The 25,395-nt window shown below is 66.6% G+C and carries 26 protein-coding genes; 5 read left to right on the plus strand and 21 right to left on the minus strand.

Translation table 11 applies throughout. The features are described 5' to 3' along the window. Positions 1 to 10 precede the first annotated feature (10 nt). The 8 genes from M2333_RS12665 to M2333_RS12700 are packed head-to-tail and all read right to left on the minus strand — an operon-like array spanning position 11 to position 8,241. The gene (locus M2333_RS12665; RefSeq protein ID WP_264611999.1) at positions 11 to 1,402 is read right to left on the minus strand and encodes a flagellar hook-length control protein FliK; all 1,392 of its coding nucleotides are present in this window, start codon (positions 1,400 to 1,402) and stop codon (positions 11 to 13) included. Further along, on the minus strand, positions 1,399 to 1,827 hold the full coding sequence (locus M2333_RS12670) for a hypothetical protein (RefSeq protein ID WP_264576889.1): 429 nt from the start codon (positions 1,825 to 1,827) through the stop codon (positions 1,399 to 1,401). Before M2333_RS12670 ends, M2333_RS12665 begins: the two co-directional genes overlap by 4 nt. Next, on the minus strand, positions 1,824 to 3,155 hold the full coding sequence (locus tag M2333_RS12675; RefSeq protein WP_264574126.1) for a FliI/YscN family ATPase: 1,332 nt from the start codon (positions 3,153 to 3,155) through the stop codon (positions 1,824 to 1,826). The genes M2333_RS12670 and M2333_RS12675 overlap by 4 nt, the downstream gene beginning before the upstream one ends. Further along, positions 3,152 to 3,835: a flagellar biosynthesis protein gene (locus tag M2333_RS12680; protein ID WP_264612000.1), complete on the minus strand. Its 684-nt coding sequence runs from the start codon at positions 3,833 to 3,835 to the stop codon at positions 3,152 to 3,154. The genes M2333_RS12675 and M2333_RS12680 overlap by 4 nt, the downstream gene beginning before the upstream one ends. Further along, positions 3,828 to 4,844, minus strand: coding sequence for a flagellar motor switch protein FliG (gene fliG / locus M2333_RS12685; protein ID WP_264571519.1), 1,017 nt, complete (start codon positions 4,842 to 4,844; stop codon positions 3,828 to 3,830). Before fliG ends, M2333_RS12680 begins: the two co-directional genes overlap by 8 nt. Next, the gene (fliF, locus tag M2333_RS12690) at positions 4,837 to 6,603 is read right to left on the minus strand and encodes a flagellar basal-body MS-ring/collar protein FliF (protein ID WP_264612001.1); all 1,767 of its coding nucleotides are present in this window, start codon (positions 6,601 to 6,603) and stop codon (positions 4,837 to 4,839) included. Before fliF ends, fliG begins: the two co-directional genes overlap by 8 nt. Positions 6,604 to 6,607: 4 nt before the next feature. Beyond that, positions 6,608 to 6,964: a flagellar hook-basal body complex protein FliE gene (fliE, locus tag M2333_RS12695; protein ID WP_264612002.1), complete on the minus strand. Its 357-nt coding sequence runs from the start codon at positions 6,962 to 6,964 to the stop codon at positions 6,608 to 6,610. A 17-nt stretch (positions 6,965 to 6,981) separates the two neighbouring features. After that, entirely contained in the window at positions 6,982 to 8,241 is a 1,260-nt protein-coding gene (locus tag M2333_RS12700; RefSeq protein ID WP_264612003.1) for a sigma-54 interaction domain-containing protein, read from the minus strand. Between the two features lie 374 nt (positions 8,242 to 8,615). Between M2333_RS12700 and M2333_RS12705 the strand changes: the two genes are divergently transcribed. Next, on the plus strand, positions 8,616 to 9,431 hold the full coding sequence (locus M2333_RS12705) for a flagellin (protein WP_181560905.1): 816 nt from the start codon (positions 8,616 to 8,618) through the stop codon (positions 9,429 to 9,431). A 595-nt stretch (positions 9,432 to 10,026) separates the two neighbouring features. Here the strand turns inward: M2333_RS12705 and lptG are convergent. The 7 genes from lptG to obgE form a co-directional block, all read right to left on the minus strand. Then, positions 10,027 to 11,121, minus strand: coding sequence for an LPS export ABC transporter permease LptG (gene lptG, locus M2333_RS12710; RefSeq protein WP_264612004.1), 1,095 nt, complete (start codon positions 11,119 to 11,121; stop codon positions 10,027 to 10,029). 3 nt (positions 11,122 to 11,124) lie between these two features. Then, complete coding sequence (locus tag M2333_RS12715) at positions 11,125 to 12,336, minus strand: LptF/LptG family permease (protein ID WP_181560907.1); 1,212 nt, start codon at positions 12,334 to 12,336, stop codon at positions 11,125 to 11,127. Between the two features lie 214 nt (positions 12,337 to 12,550). Continuing rightward, positions 12,551 to 13,810: a serine palmitoyltransferase gene (gene spt, locus M2333_RS12720; protein ID WP_264571525.1), complete on the minus strand. Its 1,260-nt coding sequence runs from the start codon at positions 13,808 to 13,810 to the stop codon at positions 12,551 to 12,553. Between the two features lie 4 nt (positions 13,811 to 13,814). Next, complete coding sequence (locus M2333_RS12725) at positions 13,815 to 14,063, minus strand: acyl carrier protein (RefSeq protein ID WP_181560908.1); 249 nt, start codon at positions 14,061 to 14,063, stop codon at positions 13,815 to 13,817. Between the two features lie 101 nt (positions 14,064 to 14,164). Then, positions 14,165 to 15,088: an NAD-dependent epimerase/dehydratase family protein gene (locus M2333_RS12730; protein WP_264612622.1), complete on the minus strand. Its 924-nt coding sequence runs from the start codon at positions 15,086 to 15,088 to the stop codon at positions 14,165 to 14,167. Further along, on the minus strand, positions 15,085 to 16,215 hold the full coding sequence (gene proB, locus M2333_RS12735) for a glutamate 5-kinase (RefSeq protein ID WP_264612005.1): 1,131 nt from the start codon (positions 16,213 to 16,215) through the stop codon (positions 15,085 to 15,087). Before proB ends, M2333_RS12730 begins: the two co-directional genes overlap by 4 nt. 262 nt (positions 16,216 to 16,477) lie before the next feature. Continuing rightward, positions 16,478 to 17,548 carry a GTPase ObgE gene (gene obgE, locus M2333_RS12740; protein ID WP_181560910.1) on the minus strand — a complete coding sequence of 357 codons (1,071 nt, stop codon included), beginning with the start codon at positions 17,546 to 17,548 and terminating at the stop codon, positions 16,478 to 16,480. Between the two features lie 125 nt (positions 17,549 to 17,673). On the opposite strand from obgE, the gene M2333_RS12745 reads away from it, so the two are divergent. Next, positions 17,674 to 18,642: a magnesium and cobalt transport protein CorA gene (locus M2333_RS12745; RefSeq protein ID WP_264612006.1), complete on the plus strand. Its 969-nt coding sequence runs from the start codon at positions 17,674 to 17,676 to the stop codon at positions 18,640 to 18,642. Positions 18,643 to 18,873: 231 nt separating this feature from the next. Here M2333_RS12745 and M2333_RS12750 read toward each other — a convergent pair whose 3' ends face one another. The 3 genes from M2333_RS12750 to rplU all read right to left on the minus strand — a co-directional run bounded on the left by M2333_RS12750 (position 18,874) and on the right by rplU (position 20,400). Continuing rightward, positions 18,874 to 19,446, minus strand: coding sequence for a GNAT family N-acetyltransferase (locus M2333_RS12750; RefSeq protein ID WP_264612007.1), 573 nt, complete (start codon positions 19,444 to 19,446; stop codon positions 18,874 to 18,876). A 231-nt stretch (positions 19,447 to 19,677) separates the two neighbouring features. Next, positions 19,678 to 19,947 (minus strand): 50S ribosomal protein L27, encoded by a 270-nt coding sequence (gene rpmA, locus M2333_RS12755; RefSeq protein ID WP_181560913.1) that lies wholly within the window; start codon positions 19,945 to 19,947, stop codon positions 19,678 to 19,680. 90 nt (positions 19,948 to 20,037) lie between these two features. Next, a complete protein-coding gene (gene rplU / locus M2333_RS12760; RefSeq protein ID WP_181561558.1) occupies positions 20,038 to 20,400 on the minus strand; it encodes a 50S ribosomal protein L21 in 363 nt (120 codons plus the stop codon). A 227-nt stretch (positions 20,401 to 20,627) separates the two neighbouring features. Between rplU and M2333_RS12765 the strand changes: the two genes are divergently transcribed. Beyond that, complete coding sequence (locus tag M2333_RS12765; RefSeq protein ID WP_264612008.1) at positions 20,628 to 21,152, plus strand: hypothetical protein; 525 nt, start codon at positions 20,628 to 20,630, stop codon at positions 21,150 to 21,152. On the opposite strand, the gene M2333_RS12770 is transcribed toward M2333_RS12765, so the two are convergent. From M2333_RS12770 to hemB, 3 genes are read right to left on the minus strand one after another with little or no spacing between them, the layout of a single operon-like run. Continuing rightward, on the minus strand, positions 21,127 to 21,684 hold the full coding sequence (locus M2333_RS12770) for a gamma carbonic anhydrase family protein (RefSeq protein WP_264612009.1): 558 nt from the start codon (positions 21,682 to 21,684) through the stop codon (positions 21,127 to 21,129). The two genes, M2333_RS12765 and M2333_RS12770, sit on opposite strands and share 26 nt — an antisense overlap. Further along, a complete protein-coding gene (locus M2333_RS12775) occupies positions 21,681 to 22,256 on the minus strand; it encodes a GNAT family N-acetyltransferase (RefSeq protein WP_264612010.1) in 576 nt (191 codons plus the stop codon). The genes M2333_RS12770 and M2333_RS12775 overlap by 4 nt, the downstream gene beginning before the upstream one ends. Before the next feature lie 19 nt (positions 22,257 to 22,275). Then, positions 22,276 to 23,271, minus strand: a complete 996-nt coding sequence (gene hemB, locus M2333_RS12780; RefSeq protein ID WP_264612011.1) for a porphobilinogen synthase — start codon at positions 23,269 to 23,271, stop codon at positions 22,276 to 22,278. A gap of 172 nt (positions 23,272 to 23,443) precedes the next feature. Between hemB and M2333_RS12785 the strand changes: the two genes are divergently transcribed. Next, positions 23,444 to 24,808 (plus strand): MFS transporter, encoded by a 1,365-nt coding sequence (locus M2333_RS12785; RefSeq protein ID WP_264612012.1) that lies wholly within the window; start codon positions 23,444 to 23,446, stop codon positions 24,806 to 24,808. Positions 24,809 to 24,875: 67 nt separating this feature from the next. Continuing rightward, positions 24,876 to 25,361 carry a hypothetical protein gene (locus M2333_RS12790; protein ID WP_264612013.1) on the plus strand — a complete coding sequence of 162 codons (486 nt, stop codon included), beginning with the start codon at positions 24,876 to 24,878 and terminating at the stop codon, positions 25,359 to 25,361. Positions 25,362 to 25,395: the final 34 nt, after the last annotated feature.

Below are 25,395 nucleotides of genomic sequence, written 5' to 3' on the forward strand. Positions count from 1 at the left end.
ATCGATCCCCTTAAGCAAAGCGCACATGCCCGTCGGCACTGTCGCGCGCGGCGACCCTGCTCTCATCGGGCTGGCGAGATTGTTCCCCGGCGACGCGCGGGAACGATGTCCCGCGATCGCCATCCTGTCCGCGCCCCTGCTGCTGCATCTGGCTCGCCAGATCGCGCTGGGCCTGGCCCTGAGCTTGATTTTGCGCCTGATTTTGGGCCTGGCTTTGCGCCTGACCCTGATCGCGCGCGGTATCCGAGGAGGGGCCGGCCTTCTCGACCGTGATCTGCCCGAGATGCAGGGAGGCCAGGCGTGCATCGGCCTGCAGCGTGCCGCGCCCTTCGTTAAGGCGCCGTGCGGCTTCGTCCGTTTCGGCCGTCAGGCGGATGTCCATGGCGCCGGCGCCCTGGAACACGTCGACTTCAAGCCGGCCCAGATGCGGCGGATTGAGCGAGAAGCGGCTATGCCCGCCGCCTTCCGCCAGCCCGGCAATTTCCCGCGCCAGCCGATCGATCCACTGGCCCGAGACGCCCATGTCGATAACCTGTGCGCCCAGCGCCGAGGCTGCCGAAGGCGCTGCCTGTCCTGCGCCGCCACTGCTGCTGACGGCGCCGCTCTCGGCCGAGATTCCGACCGGCAAGTCGATCACGAAGCGCTGGGCCGTGTCTGGAGCCGGCGCCGCGGCCTTGCCGGTCGTTGCGCCCTGCGCCGCCAGAGCATCTGCCAGGCTGGCACCCTCCGCCTTTGGAGAGTCCGCCCCATCGGCCTTGGGGGCAGCGAGCGCCGCCACACCAGCGGCCACGGTCGCGCCATCCTGCGTTGAAGCGGCGGCACGGCCTCCCTTGGGCCCGGTGCCGGCGGCAACATGGGCAGCCATGGCCGGCATACCGGGCGCGAGCGGGAAGGGAATGACCTGTGCCTGCAGCGGCTGCGCGGGCGCCGCAGCGTTGGTGGCGCCATCATCCGTCGCGGCCGTGTCACCGGCCTCGGCGTCTGCATTCGGCTCGCCTTCGGTCAACGCCAGGGCAGCATCCTGGGGCGGCTGCGCTGTCGCAGCGCCCTGCTGGGCCTGCTGCGCCTGCAGCTGAGCCGCGACGGTCACAGCCTGCTGGGGCTGGCTCGCGAACCGATCGGGCGCTGTCAAAGCCAGCTTTTCGCCGCCGACCAGCGCGAGGATATCGGCGCTGAAGCCTTCGTCCGGGGCACCGGCCGGTCCGGTCGTGGCAGTCCCGTCATTGTCGACGACAAGGCTGAGGCCCGCGCCCCCGGCCGCCGGAGCATTGCCGTTCAGCGCAGCCAGCTCGACAAGCGCAGCGAACTGCCCGCCCGTGGCGAGGCCCGGCTCCCCGGCCTTCGCATCGGCAGCCGGAGCGCGCCCCGTCATCATGCTGAAGAGCGACGTGATGTTGATCATTCTTCCAGTCCCCTGTTCTGCATCCGCCGGACGCGCGGCTGCGCGGCCAGCCGGGCTTCGCGCAGTGCTTCCCGTGCCGCTTTGGCCTTGTCCTTGAGCCGCTCGGCGATTTCGCGTTCACGATCCGCCACCACCCGTTCCGCATCGCGCGCGTCGATCCGCCGATTGGCGTCGAACAGCGCGCCATCGAGCTGCCGGCCGGCGCGCTCCAGGCGGCTGGCGAGTTCGCGCCGCGCAGCGAAGAGTCCGCCGATTTGCTGCCCGCTCTGGCCGCACAGCTCCTCGCGCACCTGCGCGATGCGGCGGGCATTGCTGGCGATCTGGCTCGCCTCATCCTGCGCAAGCGTGAGCGCGGCGACGGCCTGATTGTGCTGCACGTCCCGCACCCGGACGAGGCGCTTGCGCGCGGCGACCATGCGGCTCATGCGCCGAACTCCGCGATCAGCGCCGCGGCGCTGGTGTCGACGTCAATCGTGGACTTGCTGCTCTGGCGCAGGAAGCCCAGCAACTGCTGCCGGCGTTCCACGGCCTCATCGATGGTCGGATCGTTGCCGGGGCGATAGGCGCCCATCAGGATGAGATCGCGATTTTCCTCATAGGCCGCCCACAGCCGCCGATAATTGGCGGCGGCGCGCAGATGCTCGTCATCCACGATGTCCGCCATCACGCGCGAGAGCGAACGCCCGACGTCGATAGCCGGGAAAATGCTTTGCTCTGAAAGATGCCGCGAGAGCACGATGTGCCCGTCGACAATAGCGCGGGCGGTATCGACGATGGGATCGTCGGTATCGTCGCCGTCGGCCAGCACAGTGTAGATCGCGGTGATCGACCCGCCCGAGCGGCTGTCCACGCCCGCCCGCTCGACAAGGCGGGGGATGAGCGACAGCGCCGAGGGCGGATAGCCCTTCATCGCCGGCGGCTCGCCCAGCGACAGGCCGATCTCGCGCTGGGCATGGGCGCAGCGGGTAAGACTGTCGATGAGCAGCAGCACCTGCTTGCCCCGCGCGCGGAAATATTCGGCGATGGCGGTCGCCCGGGCAGCCGCGCGCAGGCGCAGCACCGGCGGATGATCGGCCGGAACGGCAACCACGACGCTCTTGTTCATGAGCGCGCCGCCGATCTTGGTCTCGAGGAAGTCGCTGACCTCGCGGCCGCGCTCGCCGATGAGACCGGTGACGATCACATCCGCCTCGGCCCCGGCGATCATCTGGCCCATCAGCACCGATTTACCGACGCCCGAACCGGCCATGATGGCGATACGCTGGCCGCGCCCGGCCGTGAGCAAGGCATTCACGGCGCGGACGCCGAGATCGAACCGCTCAAGCACCCGGCCGCGATCCAGCACATTGCCGCGCACGCCAGCCAGCGGCCACTGGCCATTGGCAAGCACCGGGCCCTTGCGATCGAGCGGCTGGCCCATCGCATCGATGACGCGGCCGATCAGCCCCTCGCCGACCTGCACCATATTGGCGGCGCTGTCTGGCTCGACGCGCGCGCCATTTTCCAGCGGCGCATCCTGATCCAGCGGCACCAGCACGGCGCGGCTGCCCCGGAAGCCAACGACCTCGGCGCGCACCGACATGCCATCGGCTGCACGAATGCGCGCGCCGGCGCCGATGGGGCGGGAGAAGCCGGTCACTTCGAGCATCCCGCCATCATGGCCAACCAGCCGGCCGACATGGCGCGGCGCCTGATTGGGCACCTGCATATGATCGAGCAAGCGCGTGGCGCGGGCGAGTTCCGCCTGGATCACAGTCGGCCCTCCATATCATCCATCAGCGCCTTGAGGCGCGCGAGGCGCACGTCCGGGCCATCCTCGATCCAGCCCTCCGCCGTGGCGAGACGGACCGATCCGCGCGGCACATCGGCGCTGGCCGCCAGCGAGAAGCGCAGCGGCTCGGCCTGCAGCAGCGGCAGATCCTCGGGGTTGACCTCCAGCCGGGCCTTGGCATCCTCGGTGTCGATGCAGGCGGCGACTGCCTCGCAGCGCGCCCGGAGCACATCGGCATCGATCGGCACTTCACCCACGATCTGGCCGACCAGACGGATGACCGCCTGGGAGAGCAGCGTGGCGAAGGCGCCTTCATCCACTTTTCCGAGCGCCAGAACAGCGGCAGCCAACTCCCGCCGCGCCGCATCGTCCTGCTCGGCGGCTTCGCGCGTGATGCGCTCGCCTTCCTGAAAGCCCTGCACGAAGGCATCGCGCGCGGCTTCCTCAATGGGGTCGACCGGCGCCTGAGCGGCCAGCGTTTCATCATAGTCGCCGCCGGGCCCGCTTCCGCCGGGAAAGGTCATATTCCAGGCCCGATGGCCCTGCTCCTCGGCATAGAGGTGGCGAAAGCCCCTGCCATCGCGCCCGACGCTGCCGAAATTGCCCCAGCTCTCCAGCGGCGCGGCGCCACTGACGGTATCGGCCGACCAGATCCTAGACATAGTCGTCGCCCTTTCCGCCCAGCATGATCGCCCCTTCCTCGCCCATGCGGCGCGCCTCGGCGATGATCGCCTTTTGCGCTTCCATCACTTCGGCAAGGCGCATCGGGCCGCGCTCGTCCATCTCGTCCTGAATGGACTGGGCGGCGCGCTGCGACATGCAGCCCAGGATGCGCGTGCGCAGCGTGTCGCTCGCCCCCTTGAGCGCGACGACGAGAATGGCGTTGTCCACCGCCCGCATGAGCGTGCCGAGATCCTTGTCCGACAGGGCCTGCAGATTCTCGAAGACGAACATCTCATCCTCGATGAGCTGGGCGACATTGCGGTCGCGCTTGTTCAGCGCCTTGATGATGCGCTGCTCATGATCCTTGCGGATGTTGTTCATGATCGCGGCGGCCTCGCTGGTGCCACCGCGCTTGGTGGTGCCAGCGGAGGAGCGGCCCTGCGCCGGGCGCGAGGCAATGAGCTGCTCCAGCTCGTCCAGCGCCTCGGTGCTCACCGGGCCGAGCGTGGCGACGCGATAGACGACATCGTCCTGCACCTCGGCCGGCAGCAGCTGCAGGGTCGCGGCCGCCACGGCGGGGTCCAGATGGGCCAGCACGATGGCCATGATCTGCGGATGCTCGGGCTCGATAATCGCGGCGATCTCAGCCGGCTCCATCCATTTGAGCATCGAGAGCTTGGTCGAGCGCGTTGGCGGCGTGATCCGCGCGAGCATATTGTCCGCGCGGTCGGGCCCGAGCGCCTTGTGCATGGCGCCGCGGATATGCTGGGTGGCGCCGTAGCCGATGGTGGTGCGGCCCCGCGCCTTGGAGACGAACTGGTCCAGCGCGGCGTTCACCTCGTCCACCTCGACATCGGCGACGTCATACATGGCGTAGCCGAGCTGGCGCACCTCGTCCGGCTCCAGCCGGGAGAGGATCTGCGCGGCTTCGTCTTCCTCGAAGAGCATCAGCAGCACGGCGGCAGCGGCGCTGCCGGTGAGCGGGCGAGCGGCTTCGACCTCAGCCATCGGCCTTCACTCCATCCTTGAGGAGATCGCGAACGACGAGCGCCGCGCGATCGGGGTCCTGCTTCACAAAGTTGCGGATCAGCGTGGCGCGATCGCTATAGTCATGCGTGGCGCTGATCATATCGAGGGTCACGGGCTGAGCGGGGTCATGCACCGCCGCCGAGGCCCGGCCGATCTCGGCCTGGATTTCCGTGCCGATCTGCTGGCCGATCTGCGCATCGAGCACCTGACGCTCCGCCTGCGCGGCGGACCAGCGCTTGAGCAGCGGACGGCCGATGCCGACCAGCAGCAGCAGCGCGACGAGCAGGGCCGAGACGTTGCGGGCGAGCATCGCCACCCACGCTTCCTGATACCAGGGCGTCGCATCGGTCGCGGCGTCCCCGGCGGCTTCGGCGAACTTGCGCGAGGAAATCGCCACCACGTCACCGCGCGCCTGGTCGAAGCCGATCGCGCCTTTGACCAGCGCCTCGAGCGCGGCAATCTCCTGCGGGGTGCGCGGCTTGCCATCGGTGCCCTGATCCAGCGCGACGGCGATGGACAGGCGCTGCACGGTGCCCACGGCGTCCCGCGTCACGGAGACTTCGCGGCCCAGCTCGAAGCTGCGGTTGAACGTCTCGGTCGTCTTGAACGGCGGCATGCCGGGTGCGGGCGGCGTTTGCATGGCGTTGGCCTGGGCCTGCGCCTGTGTCGGCGGCGGTCCGCCCGGATCGGCGGGATTGACCGGCGGATTGGGCTGCAGCGCGCCGGGGATGCCGCCGGGTGCGGCATTCGCATTGCCCTGCGCATCCGTGTTCCAACTGCCGGTTTCGGCACGCAGCCGGGCTTCGTCCTGCGGATAGGTTTCGCGCGTGGCCTGCCGCTCGGCGAAGTTCACCTCGGCATGCACCTCGGTCGAGAACTTGCCGGCACCGATGATCGGCGTGAGCAGCGCAGTCACAGCCTGACGGTAGCGATCTTCGATGCGGCTCTGGATCTGGATCTGCCGATCCGTCTCCGCGCCGGCCCCGGTCGCATTACTGAGCAGGCGGCCATTCTGATCGACGACCGACACCGATTCCGGCGCCATGTCGCCCACGGAGGAGGCGACCAGATGCACGATGGCCTCGACCTGCCCTTCGGACAGCGAGCGACCATTGGCCAGCTGCAGCATCACGGATGCCGTCGGGCGGGAGCGCTCGCGCAGGAAGATGCTCGGCGCCTCGACCGCGAGGTGGACCCGCGCCTTGGTGACCGCGTCGATCGCCTCGATGGTGCGGGCCAGATCCATCTCGCGCGCGCTGCGCAGCTTCTCGCCCTCGACGGCGCGGCTCGCGCCCATCGGCATGGAGTCGATCAGCGTGTCGCCGGTCGGCGCGCTGCGGGGCAGGCCCTCGGCGGCGAGCTTCATCTTGGCGTTGAAATAATCGGTCTCGGCGACGGTGATCGCACCGCTCGTCTGATCGAAATTATAGGCGATGCCGCTCTTGCCCAGCGCCTCGGCCACGGCGGCCTGGTCGGCCTCGGGCAAGCCCCGGAACAGGTCGCGCTGCGGCGGTTCGCGCAGCGCCAGCCAGGCCAGCGCGGCGAGCGCGGCAACGGTGATCAGGCCGATCATCGGCAGGCTGCGCTGCACGGCGGGCTGCTGGAGCAGGCCGGTGAGGCGCAGCTTCATGCCCTGCGCGCCGGCCGCAAAGCCCGCGCCAGACCCGGAGAGGGCGGGCAATCCGGGCTGCATCGCCGCCGGGTTGCCAGTGGTGGTGGTGATGTTCGCGTCGCTCATCTCATTACACCGGCATGCTCATGATGTCCTTGTAGGCGGACAGGAGTTTGTTGCGGACCTGCAGGGTCGTCTCGAAGCCCACCGACGCCTGCTGGCGCGTCAGCATCACGGCCGCGATGTCCGTGGTCTCGCCGCGCTCATAAGCGGCGGTCGCGTCGCTCGACTGGGTCTGCAGCTTGTTCACGCCCTCGATGGCGCTGCGCATGGCGTCCGCGAAATCGGCGCCACCCGCATGGCTGCTGGCGGGCGCGCCGCCGGTCGCGGCACCGGCGGCGCTTTTCGCGGCGTCCTGAATCGCGGAGTTACGCTGGAGAATGCTCTGGCGCAGGGCCAGCACGCTATCGACCGAAAGTCCCGACATGATGATGCCTCCTGCGCTCAGCTAGCCAGCGCGAGGTCACGCATTTCAGCGAGACGGTAGCGCAGGGTACGTTCGGAAATGCCAAGGATGCGCGCCGCGCGGGCGCGATGCCCGCCGGTATCGCGCAGAGCGAGGCGAATGGCGTCCATCGCCGAGGCGCGGGCAACATCCTGAAGACGAGCGCGGGCCGGCAGCGGCGCGGGCTCGGCCGGAACGGGCGCGGGCATGGCGTTGCCGGCAAGGCTGAGATCGCTCACGTCGATCTGGTCGCCTTCCCGCAGCACGATGGCCCGCTGCAGGACATTGCCCAACTCACGGGCATTGCCCGGCCAACTGTGCGCGGCGAGATGCCCCAGGGCAGCGGGCGTCGGCCAGGCAAAGCCGGACTGGCCGCCCTGATGACGCAGCAGAAACGAAGCGGTGATCGCCGGAATGTCACCCGGACGGCTTGCGAGCGCGCTCAGGTGCAGCGGCATCACATTGAGCCGCCAGTAAAGGTCCGCACGGAACCGACCGGCATCGGCCTCCGCCGAAAGATCGCGGTTGCAGGCGGCGACGACGCGCACATCGACCGGGACCGGATGCGTCGCGCCGACGGGAAGCACTTCGCCTTCCTGCAGCGCGCGCAACAGCTTGGCCTGCAGGGCCAGCGGCAGTTCGGCGATTTCGTCGAGGAACAGCGTGCCGCCATTGGCAGCGAGGAACAGACCGTCGGACGACGCGCCAGCACCGGTGAAGCTGCCCTTCTTATGGCCGAAGAGCATGGCTTCCATCATGGTTTCCGGCAGCGCCGCGCAATTGACGGCGATGAAATCCTTGTCGGCGCGCGGGCTCATATCATGAAGGAAGCGCGCAATGCCCTCCTTGCCTGTGCCGGTCTCGCCCTGAACGAGCACCGTCGCATCGCTGGCGGCGATCCGCTGGGCGAGGCGCATCAGCATGGCGCTGCTCTCATCACCCACCGCCGGCATCCGCGCCGGGCGGAGCAGTTCGGCGATCAGGGCAAAAGCCATCGCCTTGTCCTGCGCACCGAAGGCAATGCGGGCGGGGAAGCCATTGGAGGCGGGCATGAAGCGCGGCGCACCCTCGCGCCACTCGATCAGCAGGTCGCGACAGGTTGCATCGGCAATTTCCTCGGCGAGGAGAATGCGCTGAACCGATTTACCACGCGGCGTGTCCGCACCCACCGTTCGTACAGAAAAGCAGGCAGTATCGAGCCACGCATCCAGATCCGGCAACAGCCGCTGTACGCGCTGACTCATGTCGACATGCAACATGCGTAAGCCCCCGTTTTGGTCCAGTCCGGGCTCTTGCGAGCCACCCCCGTCTTGCCCGTTAAAAGTGATAAAAAATGCTTAGCATTCGGTTAACGACGGCGAACCATTGCCGCAGTGCGGCAGGATTTTGCCGACCGTCTGAAGGCGCGAAAATCATGTCGCGCTTGACGTGCAGAGCCTCCGCTCTCCCTCTCGACGAACCATCCCGCCGCACTTTGTTGCAAAATATATCGTTTTATTTCATTATATTAATTGGTGATTTCGGGAAATTTGAGACGGTCACCTAAAGCTCCTGAGGCCTTATCCGTTCTGTGGTTTCGAGGCCGCCACCGCCAAAGGGCAGCGACCCTCAGTGAAGCGGGAAAGGAAACCACATGACTGTTATTGCATCCAACGTGTCCGCGATTCGGGCCCAGAATGCCTCGGCCGCTGCGAATCAGGGCCTGTCGCAGGCCATGGAGCGCCTGTCCTCCGGCAAGCGCATCAACACCGCGAAGGACGACGCCGCCGGCCTCGCCATCGCCACCAAGATGACCGCCGAAGTCCGTGGCCTCGCTGCCGCACGCCGCAACGCCAATGATGGCCTCTCGCTGGCGCAGACCGCTGAAGGCGCGCTGGGCGACATCTCCAACATGCTGGTCCGCATGAAGGAACTGGCTGTGCAGGCGAAGAACGGCACCAACGACACCGCCGCTCGTGACAATCTGCAGGCGGAAGTCACCGCGCTGACCGACCAGATCGCCAAGGTGCAGGGTCAGGAGTTCAACGGCGTGGCCCTGTTCAGCGCGACGGCCACCTCGATCCAGGTCGGCACCGGCTCGACCGACACTGTCTCGGTTGACACCTCGACCGTGACGACGGCGCTCACCGCGCTCGCCACCGCCGCACCGAACATCGGCGGCGCCGGCACGACGATCGGTGCAGCGATGACCGCCATCGACACGGCGATCGAAGCGGTTGCTACCGGCCGTGCCAATCTCGGTGCCACGCAGAGCCGTCTCGAATCGGCTGCCAGCAACCTGACCACCACGATCACCAACCTGTCCGACGCCCGTTCGCGGATCGAAGACGCCGACTTCTCCGAGGAATCGACGGCGCTCGCCAAGAACCAGATCCTCAGCCAGGCCTCCACGGCGATGCTCGCTCAGGCGAACCAGAGCCAGCAGGGCGTGCTCAGCCTGCTCCGCTAAGGGCAGCACCTAAGATCGGACGGCGAGGGTACTGGTCCACACTCGCCGGCCCGGTTGACCCCCGGCACCATAGAGTCCCCATCGTGCCGGGGGTCAGCATCCCCAACAGGGAATATGGAAACCCTTCGCTCCCCCGGGCGGAGGGTTTCTTCTATTGTAGGCGAGCGGGGCGCCAGCCCCCGGCGGATGATCGAGGGGCCTGATCGAACAGCCACCTGTAGTGAGCCGTCAGGCAGATGCGTATGCGGAGATGCAAAGGGGCGGGCCGGAAGGGGAGCGGCCAGCCATGACCCGTTCCATTGCACCACCCCTCCGTTCGCTTCGAGCGAAGTCGAGAAGCATTGCGCACGACGTGTCTCGACTTCCGCCTTCGGCTGAAGTTTATCCTGAGCGCCCGCCCTGCGGGCAGTCGAAGGGCTCGACACGAACGGAAGGTTAGGCGGCGTGGACAAATTCCGAGGTTGGGAAAACAGTGACGGTGCCACTCTTTCCTGCAAGCGGACTGCAAAGGACCTACCTCCGTTCGTCCTGAGTAGCTGCTGAGCCTGTCGAAGCGGCGTATCGAAGGTACCGCCCCGCCCATCCGGGCAGAGCGCTATTCCTCCGTGGTAATCAACACCGCTTCGCCGACCACCAGAAAGAGCAGGAACGGCGCCCAGGCCGCCAGCATCGGGGGGTACACCCCCAGATTGCCCATGGAGAGCGCGAAATTATCGGCCACGAAGAAGGCGAAGCCCAACGCCATGCCGATCACCGCGCGCACGAACAGCTTGCCGGAGCGTGCAATACCAAAAGCGGCGACGGAGCCCAGCAACGGCATGAGCAATGCCGACAAAGGCCCGCTGATCTTGTGCCAGAGCGACCCTTCGAGCGATGCCACCGGGCGCCCCGCCTCGCGCAAGGTATCGATCGCCTCGCTCAGGTCGGCAAGGGACATGGCATCCGGGTCCACCGAAGAGAGCGTGAACTGGTCTGGCGTAACCCCCTTGCCGACCACCATCCGGTCGACATGGCGGCTGACCCCGCGCACGACATCGAACACGCGGATATCCTCAAGCAGCCAGCCATCTGGGGTAAAGCGCCCGTGCTTGGCATAGACGATCGAGATCAGGGCATTGTTATGCCGGTCATAGACGTTCACGTCCTGCAGCCGCACGGCATTGCCGCGACCGGTGATCGTCCCGGCCCGGATGAGATCATCCTCGTGCCGCACCCAGACATTGCCCTTGACCCCGGGGTCCGAAGGGATTGGGCCGAACTTCGCGGCTTCCCAGGCGGTGAGCGTCGCGGTGGCGCGCACGACCACGCGTTCGTTGAACACATAGCTGATCGCAGCCACGGCAAGACTGGCCAGAATGAGCGGCGCGAGAATCTGGTGGGCCGAAAGCCCGCCGGACTTCATCGCCACCACCTCGCTATTGGCATTGAGCGTCGCCAGCGTGATCAGCGTGCCGAGCAGCACCGAGAAGGGCAGGAAGCGGGAGATGATCTGCGGCGCGCGCAGGCTGACATATTGCCATAGCTGCGCATCGCCATTGCCGGGATAGGCCAGCACCTTGCCGGCCTCGCTCAGCAGATCGAGCATCTGCAGGATCAGCACCAGCATCGCCAGCATCGCCAGGCAACGCAGCAGGAAGGTCTTGCCCAGATACAGCGCCAGCGCGCGGGAAGGGAAGAAGTTGAGCAGCATGGCCTATCCCCGATGTGCCTTGCGGTAACGCCGGTCGCCGAACCATTTGAGCAGCGACTTGAACAGGCCGAGCAGCTTGGCGAACTGACGATCCAGCGCGCCGATGGGCTGGCCGCCGGGCACATAGGCGGTCTGATAATAGAGCCAGGCGATGATCCCGGCGAAAATGAGGAACGGTCCCCACAGGCCGAGGAACGGATCGATCCGGCCCAGTGCGCCCAGCGACTGCATCGTCTGGTTGATCTTGTGATAGGTGACGATGAAGACGATCGACAGGAAGACGCCGAGCGCGGAGGTTGAGCGTTTCGGCGGGATCGCGAAGGCAATCGCCGCGAGCGGCAGCAACATCATCATCGCCACTTCCACCACGCGGAAATTGAAGTTCGACCAGGCCTGCGCCCGGCCGAGCGCCGTATCGCGGGTGAGGCCGGCGCGGAACAGCTCCGGCAGGCTCAGCTCCACATCGCCATCGCCGCGCGTACGGAACTCCTCGATCTTCGGTAGCGAGATCGGCAGATCGTGGTTGGAGAAGGAGAGGATGCGCGGCTCGGTGAAGCTGGGCGAATTATGCACCAGCACGCCATCTGTGAGGCGCATGATGATCGTATCGGGGTCGTCGGTCGCCAGGAACTGGCCGCGCGCCGCCGTGACCGCCAGCGACTGGCCGCCGTCGCTATCCATGCGCGCGAAGATGCCGCTCAGCTTCTTGCCTTCGTCCTCGCTCTCCTCGATGCGGATGGTGATGCCATCGCCCAGCTTGGTGAACTCGCCGACCTTGATGGATGCGCCCAGCGCGCCCGAGCGCAGCTCGAACCGCAGCCGCTCATAGGCATATTTACTGTCCGGCTGGATGAAGCCGACAATGGTCAGGTTCAGGATCGCCAGCGCAATGGCATACATATACGGCACTTTGAGCAGTTTCGTATAGGAGAGGCCGACGCCGCGCAGAATATCGAGCTCCGAGGACAGAGCCAGCTTGCGGAAGGCGAGCAGGATGCCGAGCATGAGGCCGATGGGAATGCCAAGGCCGAGATATTCGGGCAGGAGATTGGCGAGCATCCGCCACACCACGCTCACCGGACCGCCCTCGGTCGCGACGAAGACGAACAGCCGCTGCATCCGGTCCAGCACCAGAAGCATCGCCGCAACGATGAGGCTTGCGAAAAGCGGGACCGCGATCAGCCTCGCCATGTAGCGGTCCAGAGCGGTCAGCATGAGAGTCCGCAGGTTCCTTGAGCCGGTTCAGGTGGCCCGGCCGGAAGGTCCGGACACGGCAAGGCCGTAAGCGGGATGCGCCCGCGCCGCAACCTTAGAGTGTATGGACGCCCGCCAGATCATAGCGCCACGCGCCAGCCGGAGCCGGGAAGGCGCCCGGTCGTGCGATAAGCGGGCGGGTTGACCGGGCCATCACACAGGCCCGGCCGGTCGATCAGCCAGCGATGGCGCCCGTCATCCGGCCCGCCGTGGCGAACATCTCGAGGATCTGGCCGACCTGCTCGCTCGAATGCTCGGCGCAGAGCGAACAGCGCAGCAGGAAGGTGCCGGCCGGTGTCGCGGGCGGACGGGCCATGTTCACATAGAGCCCCAGTTCCAGCAGCGCCTGCCACATCGCCACGGCCTGGGTCTGGTCGGTGAGGATGACGGCGATGATCGCGGACTGCGGCGTCTTGGTGCCAAGCGTGAAGCCGAGATCGATCAGCCCCTTGTGCAGGCGGCGGCTGTTCTCCCACAGATGCGCGCGCTTCTCGCTGGCGTGCATCAGCTTGCGGATTGAGGTCGCGGCGGTGGCGACGACGCTCGGCGGCAGCGAGGCGGTGAACACATAAGGCCGGCAAACGAGGCGCATTACATCGAACTTGGGATGGTCCGAGACGCAGAAGCCGCCGACCGTGCCGACCGACTTGGAGAAGGTGCCGACGACGAAATCGATCTCCTTCTCGACGCCCTGCTCCTCATAGACGCCACGGCCATTGGGGCCGAAGAAGCCCATGCCATGCGCTTCATCGACGAGGATCATGCAATTGGGGTGCTTGCGGATTGCGGCAACCATGTCCGGCAGCGGGGCGACGTCGCCGAGCATCGAATAGACGCCCTCCAGCACGACCAGCTTGAGCGCATCGGCCGGCAGGCGCCCGAGGCGCTTGTCCAGATCCTCCACGCTGTTGTGGCGGAAGCGCACGATCTCGGCATTGCCGAGCGCGCAGCCATCATAGATGCTGGCATGGCTGTCGGCATCCAGCACGATATAATCGCCCTTGCCCGCCAGCGTGGAGATCATGCCGAGATTGGCCTGATAGCCGGTCGAGAACACCATGGCGTGCTTGGTGCCATAGAAGTCCTTGAGCGCATCCTCGCAGGCCTTGTGGGTCTGGTAGGTGCCGTTGAGCACGCGGCTGCCGGTGGTGCCCGATCCGAACTCGTCCAGCGCCTTCTTGCCCGCCGCGACCACGTCCGGGTCGAAGGTCATGCCCATATAATTATAGGTGCCGAGCAGGATCGTCTCCTTGCCCTTGATCACCGCAAGCGTGGGCGACTTCACTTCGTCCATCACGATGGCGAAGGGATCGCGCACGCCGGTCGCCAGCAGCGCCTCGCGCTCGGCGATCAGGGGATCGAACTTGGAGAACAGGTCCTTGTCGGCCTCCGCCACACGCATGGTGGTTTCCGCCCCGTCGATCACGCTCGCCATGGCCTCAGCCCTCCGCCTTCAGCTTCATCACCGCATCGACGAGCTGGCCGACCGTCTCGATCTCCGCCTGCATGTTCATGGTGATGATGATCTCGAACTCGTCCTCGATCGCGGCGACGAAATCCATGACGGTGAGGCTGTCCCACTCCAGGTCGCCAGCGAAGGTGGTGCTGTCGCTCAAGGCGACGCCCTTCTTGTTGAAGGGTTCGATCTGCGCTGCGATCTGCGCGTAGACGTCCTGACGGTCCGACATGGCTGCGACTTTCTTTCCGTAATAGCCCGATAAGGCCCTGTTGCGAGCCGAATGCCCGCTTCGCCCTGCCTATGGCAAGCGAATAAGGCGGGATTCGGGCATCAGCGCGGCAGCAGGCCCTTGTCGCGATAGGCCTGCGCGGTCATGGCAAGGCCCGTCTCGGTGGCGATGGTCGGGCGCCAGAGATCGGCTGGCGGATGCAATGCTGCCTTCGACACCCAGTCGGCATGGCAGAAATAAGCGGCGCGGTCGGGCGTCAGCCGCGCCTTGTCGCCGCGCAGCAGCCGGTCGATGCGGGCACCGAAGCGGACTAGGGCGGACGGCATGGAAATGGTCCGCACCGAGGCACGCCCCACGGCGCGGCCAATGGCCCGGGCGAAATCGACATGGCTCCAGCCTTCCGGTGTGCCATCGTCCACTTCATAGACTTTGCCCTGCGTTTCGCCGCCCTGCCGCGTGCCGAGCCGCACCAGCAGATCGGCCAGATCATCGACATGGATGGCCGAGAGGCGCCCGCCCGGCGGCAGCAGCACGAAGCCGCGCGCCGCCATCTGGAACAGCTCCAGCAGCTCGGCATCGCCCGGACCGTAGATCGCGGGCGGGCGGATCATCGTCCAGTCGAGCCCGCTTGCCTGCACATGCCGCTCCGCTTCCGCCTTCGACCATCCGTAATCGGAGAGCCCCGGCTCGCGCGCCGCGAGGCTGGAGACATGCACGAGCCGCACCACGCCCGCACGCTGCATGGCGGCGATAACGGCCGCGGTGCCGGTGGCATTGCCCGCCTCGAACCCGGCACGGGTCGGTGCATTGACTACGCCGGCAATGTGCATGACGGCATCCGCGCCGGCGACCAGCGCATCGAGCGCGGCGTCATCCTCCAGCGAGCCGGCAATCCAGCTCACGCCCTCGCGCGGCGGCTGGGGGCGGCGGGTCAGCGCGCGCACGGCATGGCCGGCGGCCAGCGCCCTTTCCACCGTCGCCTTGCCGACAAAGCCGGTGGCGCCGGTGAGGGCAAGCGTGCTCAGAGCAGCACCATATAGCTGCGGTGAACCATCGCGGCGCGCGGGGTGCCGCCGAGCAGGCCGGCAACCTCGGCGCTGCGCTTGCCGATGATCCGCTCGGCATCCTGGCTGTCATATTGCGCGAGGCCGCGCGCGATCACAGCGCCATCCGGCCCGACGATGTCGATCACGTCGCCGCGCGCATAGCTGCCATTGGTGGCGGTGACGCCGGCCGGCAGCAGGCTGCGGCCCTTGCGCAGGGCCTCGCTCGCGCCGGCATCGACGCTGAGCTTGCCCTTGACGGTGAGGCGCCCGGCCAGCCAGCCCTTGCGCCCGCCGCGTTTGGCTGAGGCGCGAAACAATGTTCCGCGTCCGCTGCTCTGCCAATGACCCAGCGGCGCATCGACACGGCCGGAAATGATCGCCAGATGTGCACCCGCGCCAGTGGCGATCTGCGCGGCCTGCAGCTTGGAGATCATGCCGCCCGATCCCATGCCCGAGGCGCTGTTGCCATCGCCCATGGCCAGCACGGCGGCATCGATCTTCTCGACCAGCGGGATCAATATGGCATCGGGATTGCTGTGCGGGTTCGCCGTGTAGAGCCCGTCGATATCCGAGAGCAGCACCACCGCATCGGCGCCTGCCGCCTGGCCAATGCGCGCGGCCAGCCGGTCATTATCGCCGAAACGGATTTCCTCGGTGGCGACGCTGTCATTCTCATTGACCACCGGCACCACGCCGAGGCCCGCGAGCCGGTCCAGCGTGGCGGAGGCATTGAGATAGCGGCGGCGATCCTCAAGATCGCCCAGCGTCACCAGCATCTGCGCGGCAGGAATGTCGTGCCCGGCAAGCAGGTCCGCCCAGACCTGGCTGAGCGCGATCTGGCCCACGGCGGCGGCGGCCTGCGCATCCTCCAGCGTCGCGCGCCCCCCCTTGGCAAGGCCAAGACGGCGGGCGCCCAGCGCAATCGCGCCAGAGGAGACCACGATGATCTCCTGCCCATCCGCGCGGCGGGCAGCGATCTCGTCGACAAGGCTGGTGAGCCAGTCGCGCCGCACGGAGCCGTCCGGGGCGACGAGCAGCGCCGAGCCGACCTTGATGACAATGCGCCGAATGGCGGCGGGCGGGAAGCCGGTGAGGGCGTCAGTCATGATGGGTATCCCCAACGCACTCTTCTCTCATGCCCAGAACAAACCCACCGTTCGTGTCGAGCGAAGTCGAGACACGCGAGACCTGTGCTAACCGTGTCTCGACTTCGCTCGACACGAACGGCGCGGGGGACAGGGGAAAAGCCCCTGCTCTTCAGAGGAGGGGTTGGGGTGGTGCTGAATGATGGGGCGTGAGCGCCGCGCAGTCGACACCGGCGCATCGCCACCCCCGCCCCCTCCTCTAAAGAGGAGGGGAGATACATCCTCAAATGGGGGACCATGGCTTGTCCTCCACCTCACCTTCCTGCGCGGCCTTCTCCTCGGCCTCGGCGCGGTGAACCTCGCCCAGCATGGGCAGCACGGCGTCGAGCAGCGCCTCCATGCCCTCGCCGGTCGCGCCGGAGATGATGAAGGCCTTGCCCGCGCCGGCCTTCTTCAAGTCCTTGGCGACATCTTCCATCAGCTCCTGCCCAAGCAGATCGCCCTTGTTGAGCGCGAGAAGCTGCGGCTTGTCCTCCAGCCCCTCGCCATAATTCTCCAGCTCGGTCTGCACGATGCGCCAGGCCTCGACCGGATCGTCCCCGGTGGCGTCGATGAGGTGGATGAGCACCCGGCAGCGCTCGATATGCCCGAGGAACCGGTCGCCAATGCCAGCGCCCTCCGAGGCACCCTCGATCAGCCCCGGAATATCGGCCAGCACGAACTCCCGCCCCTTGTGCAGCACCACGCCGAGCTGCGGCTTGGTCGTCGTGAACGGATAGGCGCCGACCTTGGCCTTGGTGTTGGTCACCTGATTGATGAAGGTCGACTTGCCGGCGTTCGGCAGCCCCACCAGCCCCACATCAGCCAGCAGCTTGAGGCGCAGCCACACCCAGCGCTCCTCGCCCGGCCAACCGGTGCCGTGCTGGCGCGGCGCGCGATTCGTGCTGGTCTTGAAGCTGGCATTGCCGCGCCCGCCATCGCCGCCGCGCAGCAGGACGATCCGCTGGCCGGGCTCGGTGAAGTCGGCCAGCACCTCGCTATAGCCTTCTTCATCCGGCTCGGAGATGACCTGCGTGCCCACCGGCACCTTGATGACGAGATCGTCCCCACCCGCACCGGTGCGGTCGCCACCCTCGCCATGGCCGCCGCGCGGCGCCTTGAAATGCTGGGTGTAGCGGAAGTCGATGAGCGTGTTGAGGCCGGGCACCGCCTCGAAGATGATGTCGCCACCCTTGCCGCCATTGCCGCCATTGGGGCCGCCATATTGAATATATTTCTCGCGCCGGAAGCTGACCGCTCCCGGCCCGCCCGCACCCGAGCGAATGAAAATCTTGGCCTGATCTAGGAAATGCATCGGCCGCCCATAAGGCCTTTGCCGGCAAAGGTGAAGCGCGGCCTCATACGGGCCCGCCTTCCCATGCTTCCATTTCTCCGGCGAGGCGTTACCTCAGCCGGGTTCGACTGGTGAAAGGCACGCGCGTGACCGTCATAGCAGCACGGCGATATCGCAATGGCGAGGTTGTGGGGGATGTCGATATCCACTGCCCCCGCCATGACCGGCTGCCGGCGGGCGAGTTCGTCTGGATCGGCCTGCATGAGCCGGATGCCGAAGAACTGGCTCAGGTCGGCACCTGTTTCGGCCTGCACCCGCTCGCGCAGGAAGACGCGCGCAAGGGCAAGCAATTGCCCAAGCTCGAGCTGTATGGCGACCAGCTCTTCCTGATCCTGCGCACGGCGCATCTGGAAGGCGACCTCATCGGCTATGGGGAGACCTCCGTCTTTCTCGGCGCGGACTTCATCGTCACCGTGCGCCACGGTTCGGCGCGGGCGCATTCGGATCTGCGCGCCCGGCTGGAGAGCGCGCCCGCCGCCCTGGCCCACGGCCCGGATTATGTGCTGCACGCGATTATGGACTTCATCGTCGACGGCTATTTCCCGGTCGTCGATGCGCTGGAGGAACAGGTGCTGGCGATGGAAGCCGCTGCCGGCGAGGCCTTCCTCGACTCAGACCAGATCCGCCAGATCTTCGCGACCCGCCGGGAGATCGTCCGCTTCCAGCGCATCCTCGGGGTGATGAGCGATGTTGCCGGGCGCATGGTCAATCATGTCCAGCCGAATATCGACGAGAACATGCTGCCCTATTTCCGCGACGTGCTGGATCATGTCCGGCGGGTCGAATATCGCGTCGCCGGGCTGCGCGACTATCTGACCTCCGTCGCGGAAACGAGCAGCCTGCTCGAACAGCGCCGACAGGGCGACATCACCCGGATGCTCGCCGCCTGGGCCGCGATCCTGGCCGTGCCCACTGCCATTGCCGGCATCTACGGCATGAACTTCAGCAACATGCCCGAATTGCAGTGGCGCTACGGCTATTTCATCGTGCTGGGCGGCATCGCGATCATCTGCGCACTCCTATATCGGCGCTTCCGCAAGCTGGGCTGGCTGTGATCGGCCCGTGGCCGCACTCGGGATGAGCACGGTCACGGACCGCCAAACCCATCGCCGTCGCGCGACCAGCCGGCCGATCGATATTCAGAAGATGACGTGGCGGAGTCGAAGACGACCGGAGGGCAAAATGGTGGATTTCTGCGCCCCGGACGCAGCGTACTTCTAGTACGTGAGCACCGGAAGCGCGGGAAGCCGCCATTTGCAGGCCGTCAGGACTGAATGTCGATTGGCCTAGGCCGCGACGGGCTCGCGATCCGCATAAATTTCCACCGCCACGTCCTCGCGCATGTCGCCTTCGCCGCCCTCTTCATAGAATTGGCACAGATCGGCGCGATTGCGGCCACGGCTGTGGCGCGGCTCGGGGCGGCCCGCCGGCCGGAATCCGACCTTGCGCAGCACCCGGCCGGAGGCGGGATTGTCGGTGAAATGGCTGGCGCGAATGTTGCGCACGCCCGTCGCGCGGGCGATCTGCATCACCGCGGAAGCGGCCTCGGTCGCGAAACCGAGGCCCCAATAGGGGCGCGCGACCCAATAGCCCAGTTCCAGCGCGCCATCGTCCTGCGCGTGGATGCCGCAGGAGCCGATGAGACGCGGTATTCCCTGGGTGCGCTTCATCACCAGGAACTTGGGCTGCAGCGGATCGTGATCGCCGCCGAGAAAATCGACCGCATCGTCCAGCGTGTAAGGCCAGGGCGCGCGGGCAAGATTCCGCACGATCGCTTCATCCGCGATGGCGGCATAGAGCGCCTGCGCATCTTCCGGCCAGCCGGGCCGCAGCAGCAAACGGGGGGTACGTGCAAACATGGTCTTGTCTCCGGTTCCGGGGCGCTCTGCCGCAGACAGATGACGCCTGTGAGACAGCCTTGCGAACGCTGCGAGCAACCGTGCTGCTGACGCGCCGAGGTCTATCGAGGGTCCAGGGAGAACAAGAAAAAAGGGAGGAGGGGCGATCCCTTCTCCCTTGGTTTCAGATGAACCGGCACCGGCTCACCAAGGGATCGTCCCGCTGGACGATCCCTGTCATGAATCGTCCGATTATTCGGCGGCTTCCGCCATCACGTCCACGGACACAAATTTGCGACCGAGCTTGCCGTCGTGGAACACCACGCGACCTTCGGTGAGCGCAAACAGGGTGTGGTCCTTGCCGATGCCGACATTGCGGCCCGGGTAGAACTTCGTGCCGCGCTGACGGACGAGAATATTGCCGCCGAGCACGCTCTGGCCGCCGAACTTCTTCACGCCAAGGCGCTTCGATTCTGAATCGCGACCGTTGCGCGACGAACCGCCAGCTTTTTTATGTGCCATGGTCTAAACTCCTCGAAACTTTCAGAGCATTTTCAGCAAAAGTGGAAACCGGTTTTGCGTCCGAAAATGCTCAATCAACCAAATTCAGGCTCAGGCTTCGGCGGCTGCCGGAGCGGCGTCGGCCTTCTTGGCGGCCGCCTTCTTCTTCGGCGCTTCGCCGCCGATCGCCACGATCTTGAGGATCGTGTGCTGCTGGCGATGGCCGTTACGACGACGGTAATTGTGCCGGCGACGCTTCTTGAAGACGATCACCTTCTCGCCCTTGGCCTGGGCAATGATCTCAGCCGAGACCGTGAGGCCCTTGCTGTCCTTGATTTCCGAGCCGTCACCCGCGAGCAGGACATCGTCCAGCGTGACGGTTTCGCCGGCTTCACCAGCGATCTTCTCGACGACGATCTTGTCTCCGGCGGCGACGCGATATTGCTTGCCGCCCGTACGCACGACAGCGAACATGGGCTTAACTTCCATCAATCAAATGCTTGGCGCGAACGGCATGGCACAGCCATTTGGAGCTGTCCGCGCGGGAATGTGGCCCCTTAGTGAGGGTCGCCGGACCTGTCAACGGAAAGACTCGGATTTTCGCCGCGCAACCTCACGCGCCGCGCCATCAAACCTGCAACGGGCACCGCCTGCGCGCCATGGTTGAAGCGCTTCTCCCGCCACCCTAAATGAAAGGCATCATGCTGCGCCGACTCACCGCCTTTTTCGCCCTGATGATTCTGGGCTCTGCCGTCAACGCGCAGGCCGACCCGCGCGCCTTCCCGTCGCTGGCCAAGCGTCCGGTCGAAAGCCGCGACCGCACGGTGCCGCCGGCCCCGGCGATCAAGCCCGCCGCGACGGACCCGGCGCTCGCCACGCAGGTGGATCGCTTCACCCGCGATGCGAGCAGCGCCGACACGGCCTTTCAGAGCCTGCTCGCCGGCAGTCGCGCCAGCTTGGCAGCAGGCGCAGGCGCAGCGCCGAACAGCGAATCCTGGGTGACCGCCCAGACGGCAATCAGTGCGCTCGACAGTGCCCGCTATGAAAGCGTCGCCGCGCTCGCCGCGCTCGACACGCTGTTTGTCGAGCGGCAGGATGCCGAGGATGCCGCCCGCGTCGCCGCAGACCTTGCCGTCATCGATCCGGCCCGCCTGCGCGTGCTGGCAATGGTCGACGCGCAGAATGATGCGCTCGACGCCCTCAGGCGCCAGCTTCCGCAGCCTTGAGCGCGGCGGTGTGCAGCGCCGCCTCCTCGACATAGGCCTCCACGCCGCGGCGCATCCCGTGCAGGTCGGCCTCGCCCAGATCGCGCATATATTTGGCCGGTCGCCCGCTCCACAGCTGGCCTGAGGGCATGCGCTTGCCGGGCGTGAGCATCGCGCCTGCCGCGAGCATGGCATCCCCCTCGATCACGCAGCCGTCCATCACGATGGCGCCCATGCCGACGAAGGCGCGATTCTCCAGCATGCAGCCATGGATGATCGCCATATGCCCGATCAGCACATCGTCGCCGATGATCGCCGGATGGCCCCCATCGCCGAAATCGCTCTCGACATGGACGGTGCTGCCATCCTGAATGTTCGAGCGCGCGCCGACCCGAATGGCGTTGATGTCGGCCCGCAGCACGCAATTGTACCACACGCTGGCCTGCGGGCCGATCTCCACGTCGCCGATAATGACGCAGCCCGGCGCCACGAAGGCGGTCTCGTGAATCTTCGGCGTCTTGCCGTTGAAGGGAAGGATAAGAGGCCTGGTCATGACTTGTCCTCGCTCAGCGCCGTCCAGTCCGCGCGCCGCATCTCATAGATGATCGTGGGATTGTCGGCAGCGGGATAACGGCTGTCACCATAGTCCAGATCGGCACGACGCCGCATGCCGAGTTTCTCCATCAGGCCCCAGGAGGGCGGATTGCTGAGCGAGGTCTGCGCAAAGACCGCCGGCAGATCCCACGATTCGAACGCCCGCGCCAACATCGCCCGCGCAGCCTCCTGCGCATAGCCCTTGCGCCAGCAATCGCGCCGGATGATCCAGCCGATCTCCCACTGCCCGGCCAGCTCGTCGGGGGCTTCCGGCGAATCGATGACGCCAAGCCCGCAATCGCCCAGCAGCAGCCCGTCGGCCTTGCGCTCGATCATCGCCAGCGAGATGCCCTTGGTCTCCCAATCGGCCGCGATCCGCGCGAAATTGTCCGCAATGGCGTCGGCCGGTCTTGGGCCACCCAGACAGGCCCGCACCTCCGGCGTGTTCATATGGGCAAGCCAGACCTGCTGATCACCTGGCTGTTCGGTCCGCAGGATCAGCCGCTCGGTTTCAGCGATCATTCTGGCCATGGCGTTCCTCGCTGGCCGCTCAGCCGCCGAGCAGCCGGGCGGCATGCAGCGCATGATAGGTCAGCACGCCCGTGCAGCCGGCGCGCTTGAAGCTCATCAGCGTTTCCATCACCAGCGCGTCGCGCTCGCCCGCGCCGACGGTCACGGCGGCCTCGATCATCGCATATTCGCCGCTCACCTGATAGGCGAAGACCGGGATGTTGAAGGCATCCTTCACCCGCGCGACGATATCGAGATAGGGCAGGCCCGGCTTGACCATCACGCTGTCCGCGCCCTCGGCAATGTCCATGGCCACTTCGCGCAGCGCCTCGGCGCCATTGGCCGGGTCCATCTGATAGCTCTTCTTGTCGCCCTTGAGCAGCCCGCCCGAGCCGACCGCATCGCGGAACGGGCCATAAAAGGCGCTCGCATATTTGGCGGCATAGGCCATGATCTGTACATTGGCGTGGCCATCGGCCTCCAGCGCCTCGCGAATCGCGCCGATGCGTCCGTCCATCATGTCGCTCGGCGCGATGATGTCCGCCCCTGCGGCGGCCTGATTGAGCGCCTGGCCGATCAGCATCTCCACCGTGGCATCGTTCACGACATAGCCGGCTTCATCGAGCAGGCCGTCCTGACCGTGCGCGGTATAGGGGTCGAGCGCCACGTCGGTCAGCAGGCCGATCTCCGGCACGGCATCCTTGATCGCACGGATCGCCTCGCACATCAGATTATCCGGATTGAGCGCCTCCGCGCCGTCGTCACTGCGCAAGTCATGCGGGGTGTTGGGGAACAGGGCGAGGCAGGGAATGCCCGCCGCCACGGCCTCCCGCGCGCGCGCCACGGCCAGATCGACCGACCAGCGCGAGACGCCCGGCAGCGCGCCGACCGGCTCCTCGACCCCACGCCCCGCCGTGATAAACAGCGGCCAGATAAAATCGGCCGGGGTCAGGCGATGCTCGGCATGAAGGCGCCGGCTCCAGGCGGCAGCGCGGGTGCGGCGAAGGCGAAGCTCGGGATAGGAAGCGTGCGTCATGCCGGCGGGATAGGCCTCTCGCGCCCCCCGATCAATGGCTGCGGCACCGCGCGCGCCCGAGGGACGGCCGGGCGCCCTCATCCACGTTCATTCCTTCGACAAATGATAGTCGATCCGTTACGCCTTGGCGCAAAGTGGCCGACAGGCCCGTGAGGAGAGGGACAAGACCGGCATGGCTTCAACCACTGCGAAGACGTTCAGCGACGCGCTGGCCAGCCGCCCGGTCCGCCGCTTCCAGTGGATCACCGTGACCATCTGCCTCTTCATTCTGGTGAGCGACGGCATCGACATGCAGTTGCTCGGTATTCTTGCCCCGCTCATCATCACCGATTTCGGCGTGGACCGCGGCACCTTTGGTCTCGCGATGAGCGCGGCGCTCGTGGGCTTCGGTCTGGGCGGCTGGGCCGGCGGCATGATGGGCGATCGGGTCGGGCGCCGCTATGCTCTGGCCGCCGCCGCGATCATCTTCGGCATTGGCACCATCGCGGCCGGTCAGGCCGGCAGCGTGGGGAGCATGGCCCTGTGGCGGCTGGTCAGCGGCATCGGCTTCGGTGCGGCCTATACCAACGCCCTCACCATGGCGAGCGAATGGCTGCCGGATCGGCTGCGGCCGATCACCGTCAGCACCTTATCGGTCGGCACCCCGATCGGCGGCGCGGTTGTCGGCTGGGTCGCCCCTGCGCTCGCGCAAGCCTATAGCTGGCGCCTCACCTTCGTCGTCTTCGGCATTGCGACCTTGTTCCTCATCTTCGTCATTCTGACGGTGCTGCGCGACAGCCCCTCCTTCCTCATCGCGCGCGGACGGAAGGCCGAGGCGCAGGCGATCGCGCGGAAGGTGCTGGACGAGGACATCGATCTGGTGCCCGAGCGCCATCGCGCCGACGATGGATCGAGCGGCGCGGTCGGCGTGCTTCACCGGAGCAATTTGCGCATGAATGTCGGCGTATGCACCTCGTTCACGGCCTGCGCACTGGTCGCCTATGCCATCCTCAACTGGTCAACGACCTTCTTGACCGCCGCCGGCTTCACCCTGGCGCAGGCCGGCAATGCCGTCTCGGTGGCCGGCATCACCTCGATGGTTGCGGCAATCGCGGCAGGGTTCCTCAGCCGCCAGTTCGGGACGCGCGGCGTGATGTTGGGCATCAGCGCCTCGCTGTTCGTCTGCATCGTGGCGCTCGGCTTTTTCGTCGAGACGCTCTCGCCGACGCCGAGCGCAACGGAGCGGCTCATCGTCGTCAGCCTCATCGGCGCAGCGGCAGCGGCGTTCAGCGGCGGCATCGCGACCATGTATGTCATCATGACCCATGGCTATCCGCCCTCCTGCCGCTCGTCGGGCATTGGCTTCGGCATCTTCATGAGCCGGGTCGGCGCGGTTTCGGCCAGCGCCTTTGGCGGTGCGCTGCTGGAACTCGGCAATGGCAGCGTCATCCCGTTCTTCGCGGTGCTGGCGATCGGCGCCATCCTGGTCTCAGCGGCCTCGTTCATTGTCGACAATCACATGCCGGCGGCCGGGCGCGCGAACCCGCTTCCCGCCTGACAAGTCGACTTGCGCCAAACGGAGTCGAGGCGCCGGAACCGAATCCGCGCCCGTCCGCTTAGCGATCATGCTTGCGCGAACGCCGTTCGGAGATGCGCTGGAGGAGATCGCCTCCGGCACGCTCTCGTCCGGCTCCGGCAAGGCGGCAGCGAGCGCCCTTGCGCTCGGCATTGCCTGCTTGCGCAAGGCCGTGGCGGTCAGCGCGCGCCACGCGCCGGAAGACGCGCGGCTGGATGAGGCAGAGGCGCGGCTGTGTGCCCTGCAGGACAGCGCGCTAACCTCCGCCCAGGCCGACGCCATCGGCTTTCCTCGACTTGTTCGTGCCCAGCCGGAGGACGAAAAGGCGCAGGCAGCGGACGATCTGGCTGCACTGGCCGACCGCTTCACATGGCTGTGCGCGCAAGTGATGGCGGAGGCCGAGCGTCTGGCGCCAATGATCCAGGCCAATATGGCCAATGACATTCTGGCGGCGCGGCGCCTCGCCGATGCTGCCTGCGCGATCATGGAAGCCAATGGCGCGGAGAATGCCGGCAACACAGCCGACGGCGCATAGCTCCCCTACCCAAGCGCCGCTGCGCTTGCTAATC

This window comes from Sphingobium sp. B11D3B, assembly GCF_025961735.1.
Classification (GTDB): Bacteria; Pseudomonadota; Alphaproteobacteria; order Sphingomonadales; family Sphingomonadaceae; genus Sphingobium.